Source organism: Streptomyces sp. NBC_01451, from assembly GCF_036227485.1.
Lineage (GTDB): Bacteria > Actinomycetota > Actinomycetes > Streptomycetales > Streptomycetaceae > Streptomyces.
Map to the genome: position 1 here is coordinate 5,480,656 of NZ_CP109479.1, position 11,514 is coordinate 5,492,169.

At 68.4% G+C, this 11,514-nt stretch carries 8 protein-coding genes and 1 pseudogene; 5 read left to right on the top strand and 4 right to left on the bottom strand.

What is annotated here, in order from left to right:
* Positions 1-79: 79 nt before the first annotated feature.
* A complete protein-coding gene (locus tag OG595_RS23985; protein WP_046704339.1) occupies positions 80-1,660 on the bottom strand; it encodes a LacI family DNA-binding transcriptional regulator in 1,581 nt (526 codons plus the stop codon).
* A 391-nt stretch (positions 1,661-2,051) separates the two neighbouring features.
* Complete coding sequence (locus tag OG595_RS23990) at positions 2,052-3,134, bottom strand: DUF6907 domain-containing protein (protein WP_046704338.1); 1,083 nt, start codon at positions 3,132-3,134, stop codon at positions 2,052-2,054.
* Between the two features lie 302 nt (positions 3,135-3,436).
* Between OG595_RS23990 and OG595_RS23995 the strand changes: the two are divergent.
* A pseudogene (locus OG595_RS23995) lies at positions 3,437-3,624 on the top strand (transposase family protein); the annotation flags it as partial.
* Positions 3,625-3,658: 34 nt separating this feature from the next.
* Positions 3,659-5,251: a hypothetical protein gene (locus OG595_RS24000; protein WP_244901645.1), complete on the top strand. Its 1,593-nt coding sequence runs from the start codon at positions 3,659-3,661 to the stop codon at positions 5,249-5,251.
* 685 nt (positions 5,252-5,936) lie between these two features.
* Here the strand turns inward: OG595_RS24000 and OG595_RS24005 are convergent.
* On the bottom strand, positions 5,937-6,305 hold the full coding sequence (locus tag OG595_RS24005; RefSeq protein WP_329275219.1) for a VOC family protein: 369 nt from the start codon (positions 6,303-6,305) through the stop codon (positions 5,937-5,939).
* A 61-nt stretch (positions 6,306-6,366) separates the two neighbouring features.
* Here OG595_RS24005 and OG595_RS24010 point away from each other — a divergent pair, with 61 nt between their 5' ends.
* The 3 genes from OG595_RS24010 (at position 6,367) to OG595_RS24020 (ending at position 9,832) form a co-directional block, all read left to right on the top strand.
* Positions 6,367-6,825, top strand: a complete 459-nt coding sequence (locus OG595_RS24010) for a MarR family winged helix-turn-helix transcriptional regulator (RefSeq protein WP_329275221.1) — start codon at positions 6,367-6,369, stop codon at positions 6,823-6,825.
* A gap of 653 nt (positions 6,826-7,478) precedes the next feature.
* Complete coding sequence (locus OG595_RS24015) at positions 7,479-8,816, top strand: hemolysin family protein (RefSeq protein ID WP_329275223.1); 1,338 nt, start codon at positions 7,479-7,481, stop codon at positions 8,814-8,816.
* Positions 8,813-9,832, top strand: coding sequence for a hemolysin family protein (locus OG595_RS24020; protein ID WP_329275225.1), 1,020 nt, complete (start codon positions 8,813-8,815; stop codon positions 9,830-9,832). Before OG595_RS24015 ends, OG595_RS24020 begins: the two co-directional genes overlap by 4 nt.
* Before the next feature lie 300 nt (positions 9,833-10,132).
* On the opposite strand, the gene OG595_RS24025 is transcribed toward OG595_RS24020, so the two are convergent.
* On the bottom strand, positions 10,133-11,422 hold the full coding sequence (locus OG595_RS24025) for a hypothetical protein (RefSeq protein WP_329275227.1): 1,290 nt from the start codon (positions 11,420-11,422) through the stop codon (positions 10,133-10,135).
* Between the last annotated feature and the right edge of the window lie 92 nt (positions 11,423-11,514).

The window sequence follows — 11,514 nt, forward strand, 5'->3', positions numbered from 1 at the left end:
GGCGCTGGCTTCGTGGTCGGTCTGTGCGGGAGTGCGGAGTGTGAAGGCGGGGGTGCCGGGCGGCACACTGGGATCTCCCTCAGCACCTGCGGGCCCGGCGCCGCGATCGCGATCGGCAGCAGGGTTGAGATCGATTGCGAGGAGATTGGACCACGGACGCGCGTGCGCGCAGTAGATCATTGAGCACGTGCACCGGAGATGTCGGACATAGGGTCAACCGGGCGTCGAGCGCTCCCTCCCACTGCTCGGTCAGATGGAGCATGAGGCGCTTGCGCATGCCTGGGGTGACGTGGGCATAACGCGCCGAGACCGAGCCGTCGATGTGGCCCATGCGTTCGTCCATGAGGACCTTCTCGGTGCCGAGGTCCTCCATCACGGTCCGGTGGGTATGGCGAAGGCCGTGGGGCGTGAGGCCCCTGGCGATCGGGAGCCAGCAGGCGTCGGCCCGGTCGGTGGCGCCGCGTCCTCGGGCTGGGACGCCGGGCCACGGTTCGCCGAGCAGCGGGACGGGCCGGGCTTCCTGAGGTGCCTTCTTCGGGTACCAGCCGGAGACCGCCGGGGTGAACAGCCAGGTCGCGAAGCCGTTTCGACGCCAGTGGGCCGCGTGCTCCGACATCGCGCCGCGCCGCACGAACCCCAGGTCCGCGATGGCCTGCTCCACCCTCACTCGCTTAGCTTCGGTGACGCGGTCGGGGTGGTTGAGGACGTTGGACACCGTGCCCGTGGAGACTTCGGCACGGCGTGCGACGTCGACGAGCTTGGCGCCCTGGTGGCCGCCGGTGCGGGCCACGCGCTGTCCCTGGAAGACGTAGGTCTTGCCGTGGCACGGGCAGGGTTTCGGCTTCGTGCGGGCGACGTGGTTGGCGACCAGGGCCGACAGCCAGTCCATCGCATCGATCTTGCGGTAGCTGTCGTCCTTGGGCGGGCAGCGCACGAGCTCGCCGGTGTCGAGTTCGTACAGCTGCCACTCGACACGGATGGAGCCGGGGCGGGCGAACTCCGTCTCCAGTCCGACAATTTCGCCCCAGCGCATGCCCGTGTACCCCTTGAGGACCACAGCAACGAACTCGTCGTCGCGGCCGGACAGCAGGGCGGCCCGTTCGGCGGATAGCAGAATGCCGAGCGCGTCGGTGATGACCTTCTCCGGGCCGCGACCTCGGGACCGGCCGGCACGCTTGCCACGTCCGCGCCGCCTGGCGGCCGGGTTGGAGGTGATCAGACCTTCGTCGATCGCGTCCTCGAAGATCAGGTGGAGTGTCGAGCGCCAGGTTCTGACGCTGGAGGCCGCGTATATGGCCTTCTCCTTCTTCTCCCACAGGTCGACGTCCGTGCGCAGGATGCTGGCGAGCGCCTTGTCCTCGAAGTCGGGGACCAGGTGCTCCTCGATGTGGCGCTTGTAGTTCTGCATGGTCGAGGCGGCCAGGTCCTGAACTCCGTACCAGCGGTTCGCGTACTCGCCGAAGGTCTCCTGGCCAAGTGCCGGGCCGCGCCAGTCGCCGTGCTGGTAGTTGGTCTCGGCACCGGCCGTCGCCCGTTGTGCCTCGCTCTTGGTGGCGAAGCGGATCGCCTTGCCGTTCGCGTCGACGACTGTGTTGTGTTTGTCGGGCGCGATCTTGTATTGACCGCACCAGTAGTTCCCGCTCTTCTCCGCGAAACCCAACTTCCGTCTTCCTCTCGCGTGAACTCATGGCTCACGCACGCTTCCACGACACTCCCGGGCCAACCCGACACGCCGCAGAAGATCACGCGAAGAGACTGAACAAGGTCACACGAAGGATGGAGAGAACAAAAGAGCAGGTTTGCCTCACGCAAGGTCGAGACTAGGTTCGCCGCTTGCGGGGTACTTCCTCCTCGCTGCCAGTCCGGTGGTGAAGATGGCGGCTCTCTTTACGCTTGGCGGAAGGATCGAGAAAGACCCAGCAAGGGCGATACGACGCACGATCGCATCCGGAATGATCAGGGCAAGGTCTGACTCCTGGTTTGGTCAGGGGCTGGGCCCAGGTCGCGGGCCGGCGGTGGATCCGTCGGCCTAGGGCCGTCTTGGGGTTGGACTAGGCGGCGTACTCCGTCGAGCTTCGGATCACCTGGATCCGGTGCTTCTCCGCCTCACGGTCGAGACGCGCGATCTCGGGGTCGCCCTCGAAGTCGTCCTGCGCGATCTCCTCCGCCTGCTTGACCACATACTCCAGCCGGTTGACGAAGCCGCGCATTTCCTCCAGCGCTTCCCGCGCCTCGGCTGGGCTCAGCTCGCCCACGTGGACGCCGTAGCCCAGCCAAACCTGCGTGCTGCGGCCGTACGCCTGCGGTTTGTCGTTGCTGACGACGACTTGCGCGGACAGCCACGGCAGCCCGTTGCCGTTCCCGCTGTACCCGCTGGAGTCGATGGCTGCGTCTCGCAGCTTGGTCTGGGCAGGGAAGGCGCTGTGCCACTCTGCGGCGCTCGGCGCGGCGTGGTCGTTGACGCACCACGGGAGGCAGCCCCAGCGGAGCATCCACTCAGGGCCGCGCTGGGCGGCGGTGAGCGGGAGGCCGGACGCCTCTGCGCACGTGCGGCAGACCTTGACGTCCGCGCCAGTCATGTCCTGGATGCTGCGGAAGGCCAGGAGGGCATCGGCAGGGAAGTGCAAGAGGGCGGTGTCGTCTAGCTCACTGTTACAGGCGAGGCAGCGGCCGATCGCGTGGACGTCGTCGTATGCCACGCCCACCTCGTCGGAGCGGGCGACGACGGTGCGGACGCCATCGACGGTCCTGATTTCTGCGAGGTCCACGAGCGGGTCGTCAGTCAGCTGGAGGGCGAGGCCGAGGCGCTCGCACTCCTGGATGAGTTTGGGCAGGCAGGTCTTGTTCTCGGCGTGCTCGCTGAGGAGTTCGGCAATGCGGGCGATGACGGCCTTGGGGTCGTCCGCTTCGGCGACGAGGCTGACGATCAGGTTCTGGAATTCGTCCAGTTCGGGGCTGCCGAGGCCGGCGGCATTGGTCTCGGTGTGGTTCTGCTCCAGCTGGAGGATGATCCGGGCGGCGTCCGTCTCGGCTTGCTCGCCGCGGGCCGAGCCTTTCGCGGTGCCGTTGACGTGCTGCGGGGCGAGAGGGATGAGGTGCTCGCCGGCCGTGCAGTTCGTGTCCATGATGCTCATGGGGTTTGCTCCTTCGTGGAGTTGAATCTGCCTTTCTGGTCGGCGTAGTCGCGCTGATGGGAGCGGTCGAGGCGTGTCGTCCTCATTCGGGTGGTGTCGCCTCAGACGCCGGTCGGTGTCTGGCAGGGGACGTGTAAGGTGCGCCTTTTCGCTGGCCTGGGTGTCGCCAGGGCGGCTTGGCCGCCTGCTCCGGGCTGCGGCCTATTGGGCGGGGTGCTACGCGGTGGTGAGGACGGCGGCGTCGGCGCCGTCCTCTCAACAGTCACCTACTCTCGACACAGAACGGTTCACCAACGCGCAATCGACCACCCGGCGGCGAACTCCCCCCACACAACGCACCGTTGACCGTGCTTTGGCCCAGGCTCGAGCTCCTGTCGAACGCGGCATGGCCCGGCTGAAGTCCTGGCAAATCTTTCGCAGGGCTCACATAAGCTCCAGCCGCATGACAGTCATCGCCAAGGCCGTCCTCACCCTGGAGAGGCATCGCTGAAAAGACCCAGTAAAGACGTGACAGGCTGTGGCTCATGGTGATGCTGCCGCCCGATGACGCTGTCGACTACCTCTTCGACGTGTCGGATGCCGTGGACGTACCCGTTGTGGTGCGCAGTACCGGTAAGCTCCGGCGCCCTGCCGAGGCGCAGTGGAAAAACGCGGTGGACCCGTGGACCGCCGTGGGCCAACTCCCCGGCGACGGCCTCTATCTGGCGACGACCACGTGGCGGCAGATCCTGCAGGCGGCCACGGGCGTCGGGCGGGATCTGGCGCCATGGCTTCGGAAGACTCCCTGGCTGGCGGTGAACGAGTTCATCGCGCGGGTGGCGCCATTGCAGGCCTACCTGTGCATGAAGAAGGTGCCGGGGCCGGGGCACGCAGCTGGGCGTCGGTTGTTCGTCAGTGCCGTCTATCAGCACGGGACCGAGCGCAGTGCTCACTCGGCGTTCGGTTACCACCTGGGGATGACCATGGCGCAGTGGGCGTGTGTCGGCATGTCTGGTCTGGGAAGCACTCGGCACATCGAGGCCGGCGGTCCCAACGGGAACCAGAGATTCTTGGACGCAAGTCTCCGACTGCCGGATCTATGGGGCACGCATCCGAGTCCGCGGCTTCCCTGGCTCGTCGAGGCCAAAGCCGGCCGCCACCTCGGCAAGGGGCGTCTGAAGGACGGCAAGGTACAGCTGGACGGCGGCAGTGACCTCATGACGGTCCCACACCGGCAGGTACTGTGCGGTACCTCCTTGCCGGACCGGAAGAGGTGGGAGGACGACCACCTGTTCATGACGATGGACACGACGTCGATCACGCCTCCACCTCCTGGGGGCGCGCTACCTCCGCTCGGCCCGCCGCCGGACGGGGGTAGCGCACCGCTGCCCCCAGGAGGTGGAGATAGCGGTGCGCTACCTCCGCTCGGCCCGCCGCCGGACGGGGCCGAGGACCACATCGCGGAAGATGTGGAGGCGCTGCTGACAGTGGCCCGGTCACAGTTGATGGCCTACCAGGCGATCGCCTTCGGAGCAGTGGAAGATCTCCGCCTCATTCCCGTCAGCAGGGCGCGCTCCGCGCGGTTCCGACACCGCACAGGTTCCCTCACTCCCGTGGAGCGCGATGAGCCAACCCGGGAGATTCGGTATCGACTGCGCTCCGAATCCGTGACCGGCGAGGCCGCGCTGCGAGCACGCGGGGACGCCAGCGACTTTATCGCCGCGCGTCTCCCTGGTACTGGCGTCCACCTGGGCATGTCCCGACGGCTCTTCGCCGCGTGCGCCGCCCTGCACCAGGCACAGTCCGAGATGCCCGCGAGTGAGTCCCTGTTCCCGCCCGACCTTGGCAGGCCGCGTCACCGCGTCGACGACGAGGAGCGCGAGGAGTTCAGCAGAGTCACCCGCCGTGCCTACTACGAGCAGGAAGAAGAGCGAGGCCCACGCCTGCGCGCAGATGTCCGCCATGGATTCGCGCAGGCTGATGAATGGTCCTGGAGCGACCTCCTGCCGGGGCGCCAGGTAGAGGTGTCCCTGGAGGACTCGGAGGCGAGCCAGCTCCTGGAGGGGACGACCGCCGAAACCTACCTCGCGATCGAGCACACCGAGCCGGTGCTGGCCAATGCCCGCGAACGTCGGTAGGCGCAAACGTCTATTGCGTGGCGGGCGCGCGATCGCGAAGAACGCCCATTCCGACAGCTCCTCGCGCGTGCGGTGGCTACTCTGTAGGGCAGTGACAAGGCCGCTCAAGTGGCTTGATACCCCTATTGGTGCGGCCAGAGTGCGGCCGGACGCCTTTGGACGAGGTAGTACAGGGTGTCATGGAGGAACTGCCTGCATGTGTCCTGATCAGGCGAAACAGCACTACCGAGCACGAGCCGGAACCAGCCGTCATGAACCCCCATGGTCTCGTAATGCGTAGGTCTCGGGTTCGAATCCCGAAGGCGGCTCTGTGGAAGCCTCAGGACTCACTCGCCGTGACCTGGGGCTTTTGCTTTTGCTTGATTCGTGAGTGGTCTAAGTCACTGCTCTGTGGGGTCGGTTCGGGGGCCAGGTGGGGCCGGGGTGGGGCCCAGTGCCGTGCCGTGACCCACCCGAATGCAGCCTGCGGCACACAGGAACGGCCGCTGCGGGACAAGCGGTGACCGGGTCGAGGCTCTTCTGCCCCGCAGTTCACCGGTCCAGCTCTTCCAGTCCTGCGCGACGTGGCGCAGGCGGTGTCGCACCGCCGGTGTTCACGGCGATCCCGACGAGTTCCTCCTGAGCGGCGTGGTGCTCCTTGGACTGGAAGCAGCCGAGCGGCCGGCTTTGAGGTGTCCGGCGACGATCAGGCGCGGTCGTGGAGAGTCACCTGGTAGCCGTCGGGGTCGGCGAAGGTGAATGTCCGACCGAAGGGGCCGTCGATCGGTGCGGAGACGATGGTGTGACCGTCGGCGACGAGAGCATCGTGGATGGCCTGGACGTCAGTGGCGTGGAGCCAGATCGCGGCACCGATGCCGGGCTGGGCAACGGATGCGAGATCCGTGCCGGGAACGATGTCGCGGAGTGCGAACGTGATCGGCTTCGTTTCGAAGACGACGGCGTGCGGAGGTCCGGCCTGTGAGCGGACGAGGCCGAGGTACTGCTCGTAGAACGCCTGTGAAGCGTCGAGGTCGCGTGCTTGGAGCGAGATGAAGTCGGGGCCGGTGGCAGGCACGGTGATGCTCCTTCTGTCGTGTCAGTTTTCTGACACGGTCAAGCTATGTCAGAATCCTGACATGAGTCAAAGCGGTGTCGGCGTCGACCTGGAGACGTCACTGGGTTACCTGTTGAAAGAGGCGTCGAGCGCGCTCCGCGCGGCCATGGAAGCGGTGTTGCGGCCGCTCGGGATGAGCGTGACGCACTACTCCTGCCTCGAACTGCTGGCTCAACGGCCGGGCTTGTCGAACTCCGAGCTCGCGCGGGGCGCGTTCGTGACACGGCAATCGATGAACGTGCTGCTCCAGACCCTGGAACGCGAGGGCTACGTGACCAGGCCCGCGGAGGCGCCCGTCGGGAAGGTCCTTCCCGCGCAGCTCACAGCCCGCGGCCGGCAGAGCCTGGAGAAGGCGAGCGCGGCGGTCCGGTCCGTAGAGGTCAGAATGCTGGCCGGCATGACCGAGGCCGAGCAGTCGGACGCGCTCCGGAGCCTGCGGAGCATGATCCATTCTCTGCGTGACGGCAACGACGGTGCGTAGCCCGTTCTTCGGCGCACGTCTCGTCGTGCCCCGACAGGAGTGCAGCCAAGCGTGAAAATCCGTGCGGGCGACCTCGAAGACCGACGGACCCCGACCGCACCCTCTTCTGCGATGAGCCGCTTTGGGGCAACGGAACGAATCCGCTGTAGTTCGAACTGTTCTGACCTGCGCGGACGTCTTGGATCGTAGCGGGGGAAGTTGCCGCAGGCGGCCTCTGTGAGTGGCCGCACTCCCCATTCGGGACACTCCGCGGAACGCGGGGAACTGTCCGGGGCGGAGAAGATCCAGGGGACCTTCCTGGAACTGATGCGCCAAGGGCCGGCTCGAACCGGACGACGCGATGGAGGAGGTTGGAGGACGCTGTCGTGTTCGCCGGTGTCTCACGGTGTGCCGATGTCTCACGGTGTGGAGGCGACGGCCTTCGGCCGTATGGCGGCCCCGCCGCCGGTGAGCGGTCCTTGGCGGGCCCGGGAACACGGATGCGGTCAGAATCGTTGCCAAGGCGAACGTTCAGAGTGAACGTTTTAGTGAAGGAGCACTCTCTTGTCCGCCAGCTCGACGGACTCCCCGGGGCACAGTCCCGGACCGCTCTCCCGCCTGGTTCCGCCCGAGCGCGGCACGCGGCGTGACGCCCACGCCGGGCCGAGGTGTCGATGAGCGCCGTGGAAGCCTGGTTCGGGCTGTTGGCCGTGCTGGTCCTGACCGTGGGCACCGGCTATTTCGTCGCCCAGGAATTCGCCTATGTGTCCGTCGACCGGCTGGCCCTGGCCCGTGCGGCCGAGGCCGGTGACCGGAAGGCCGCCCGTGCGCTGAAGGTGCTGGAGCGTCTGTCGTTCATGCTGTCCGGCGCCCAGCTGGGCATCACCGTGACCGGTCTGGTCGTCGGTTTCATCGCCGAGCCGTCGGTGTCCGCACTGCTCAAGCCCGTCCTGACCGGCATCGGCACCCCTGACGGGGCGGTCGGCGCAGTCTCTGTCGTACTCGCCTTCGTGCTGGCCACGGTCGTACAGATGGTGATCGGCGAACTGGCCCCGAAGAACCTTGCCATCGCCGTGCCCGAACAGCTGGCGAAGTCGCTGGCCTCCTCCACCCTGGCGTATCTGAAGGTCGTCGGCCCGCTCGTGCACATCTTCGACGGCGCGGCCAACAAGCTCCTGCGCAAGGTCGGCATCGAGCCCGTCGAGGAACTCCACCACGGCGCCACCCTGGAAGAGCTCGGCCACCTGATCGGCGAGTCCCACGAGCAGGGCCAACTGCCCAAGGGCACCGCCGCACTCCTCGACCACGCCCTGGAGTTCTCCGAGCGCACCCTGGACGAGGTGATGGTGCCGCGCGCGGAGGCCGTCTTCGTCCGCAAGGACACCAGCCTCGCCGAGGCGGTCGAGCTGATCGCCAAGCACGGCCACTCCAACTACCCCGTCCTGGGCGACCACCCCGACGACGTCACCGGAGTGCTCGGCGTCCGGGAACTGATGGCCCTGCCCGCCGACACCTTCACGGACACCACGGCGGCCCAGGCCGCCCGCCGTCCCCTGCTGCTGCCCGACACGCTCCCGCTGCCGGACGCGGTGGAGCAGATGCGGTCCCAGGGCGACGAGTTCGCGGTCGTCCTGGACGAGCACGGCGGCGTGGCAGGCATCGTCACGTACGAGGACATCGCCGAGGAACTGGTCGGCGACATCGCCGACGAGTCCGACCGCATCACCGAGATCGCGGTCGCGGACGGTGCTGGCTGGCTTGTGGACGCCGGCCGCCGTCTGGACGAGGTGGCCGAGGCCACCGGCGTCGAACTGCCCCAGGATGACGACTACGACACCGTGGCCGGCCTGATCGTCGACCGGCTCGGCCGCTTCCCGACCATCGGGGACCGCCTCACCGTCGACCTGCCCGGCGGAGGCCACGCGCTGATCGACGTACGCACCCTCGACCGGCACGTACCGGACCGCGTGCGCGTGGAACCGCTGGCCGAACAGACGGAGGAGCGGGCATGAGTTTCCCGATGGCGCTCTTCGTCACCGTCCTGCTCCTCGTCGGCAGCGGGTTCTTCGTCGCCGCCGAGTTCGCCCTCGTCGCCGCGAAACGGCACCGTATGGAGAAGGCCGCCGCCGAGGGCCGGCGCGGCGCGGGGGCGGCCCTGGCGGGCATGCGCGAGCTGTCACTGATGCTGGCGGGTGCCCAACTGGGCATTACCGTCTGCACGCTGGGCCTGGGCTCGCTGTCCAAGCCCGCGATCTCCCACGAACTCGACCCGCTGCTGCACGACCTGGGCCTGCCCAGCGCGCTCAGTTACGGCGTCGCCTTCGCCGTGGCCATGACCGTCGTGGTGTTCCTGCACATGGTGGTCGGCGAGATGGCCCCCAAGTCGTGGGCGATCGCGCACCCCGAGCGTTCGGCGATGCTGCTGTCCCCGTCCTTCCGGGCCGTGGTCAAGGTGGTACGGCCGCTGATCGCGGTGCTCAACAGGATCAGCAACGCACTCGTACGACTGTGCCGGGTCGCCCCGCGCGACGAGCTCACCTCCGTCCACAACCGCGAACAGCTCACCCACCTCGTCGAGGAGTCCCAGCGACTGGGCCTGATCAGCAAGGACGACTCCGAACTGATCACCAACTCGCTCACCGAACCCCAGACACCGGTCGGCGAACTCCAGGTACCCGCCGAGCAGATCATCTCGGTACCGGCCGAAGCGGACGTGACGGACATCCTCGCGCTCGCCACCGCGCACGACCGAAGCCGCCTGCTGGTGCGCGACGGCGAGACGGTCGTCGGCTCCGTACACACCCGCGACGCCCTCGTCGCCCGGGCCAGGGGCCGGACCGTCACCGCCCGGCACCTTGCCCGCCCCGTGCCCGAACTGACCGCGCAGGACACCGTCGGCGACGCCATCGAGCAACTGCGCCGCCGCCGCGCCTCACTCGCCGTCGTCCGCGACGACACGGGCCGCCTCACGGGACTGGTCACCCTGGACGACCTGCTCGCGCGACTGCTGCACCCGCAAGGGGCGTGAGAGGCCAACAGGCCGACAAGCGGCGGTAGTTAACCTGTTCGTTCTCTCGCTGAGTGGTCGCGTTTTGAAGCCCTTCGGGGTGACCCCGTGGTGAATACCGTGCGTGACGCGTCGGTCGGTGGGGTTCTCGCCGCCCGGTGCCGGCTCTCCTGCCCCCACCGACTGCTGGGCCGGCTGCCCTGCGCGGCTCTCCTCCGGCGCGCATCCCCGGGCCTGTCGCTCCTTCGCGCTTCGGGGGGACACCGAGGGCGTCGGCCTGCGGGCGTCGGGGTTCGCGGCGATGCGTTGCGTAGGGGCCCGCTATCGCGGACGCGGGCTGTCGGAGCCGGTGTCCGTGGTAGCGGGGGAGCCCAGGAGGGGCTTCCTGCCGGTCCGGGGGATCCGTACCGGGCCGCCACTATGCAGCGTGATCGGATGACCTGCCCGGTCTGTCGTGACGAGGACGAGTTCGCCGCTGTCGTACGGGGCGCCGAACACGACCGCTTCGTGCAACCGCGTTTCTACGAAGGGGAGTTCTTCCTCGTTGCCGCCATCGTCGTCGTGTCCCGTGCGGTTCGCCTTTTTGTCGCTGTCGGGGAGCGGCACCGAGCACCGGCAGGTGAAGAGCGGTGTGCGGCCGGCGGTGTCGTCGGCCGCGTAGACCCAGTTGCGGCCCTCGTGGTCGGTGAGGGTGAGCGCGCGCAGGACCGGCACGGGCGCGCGGCGCAGCGCCCCCGCACGGCGGCGGGCGAGCACGCCCACCGTGAGCAGGGACAGTGCGGGAAGTCCCGCGGCCAGGACCAGCAGCTGGGGGCCGAAGGCGTCGTACGGTTCGGCCGCCAGGCGCCGCCACGAGTCGTCCTCCAGGACGGTCACCGTGCTGCCGAGGCTGTAGTCCTCGGGGTAGAGCGCGCCGACGGTGAGGGGCCGTCCGTCGTCGGTGCGGACCCGCACGGTCTCCTCGCCGCGGCCGGTCACCTTGGCCGCGATGTGCTTGGCGCGGGCCGCGTGGTGCTCGTAGGCGCGGATGCCGTTCAACCCCGACACGACCGCACCGGCTGCCACAGCACCCAGGACCAGCCCGGCGGCGAGCGGGAGCCCTCCACGCGTGAGCGGGCCGACGGGTTCCGGCAGCCGGTGCCGCACCCCGGCGGCCTGTCCGGCGAGCCGCTGCTGTCTGGACCGGGCCGCCAGCCGCTCGCGGGCCGCGGCCCAGCCGAAGAGCAGTGCCGCGATCACGGCGAGGTTCGCGGCCCGTGACATCGGATCGGCGCCCGGCAGCTCTCCCCATGCCACCATGGCCGCCAGAGCGGGCGCCGCGACCAGCGTGAGTTCCGGAAGCCGGGCGAGCCAGTGCAACAGGCCTACGGCCAGGCCCACTTGCACCATGCTGCTCCAGTCCGGGCCGCAGGGCGCCGCATCGCTGCACCGGGGCACCGGTTCCACCGCGATCGCCCATATGACGGTGATCAGCAGCGTCGGCACGGACCACACGGGCCGGGTCCAGGACGCCGGGCCGGCCTCGGTCCACCGGGCGGCGTCGGCGGACGACCAGGCGGGCGTACCCGCAGGAACGGAGCCCGACGGTATCGGGACGGGAGTTTCGGACACGCGTGGATTATGCGTGAATCCGAAACCACCGTGGGGTCGCCCACCCACGCTGCGGAACAGCTCACTTCCCGAAGGCGGCTCCGTCAGAACCC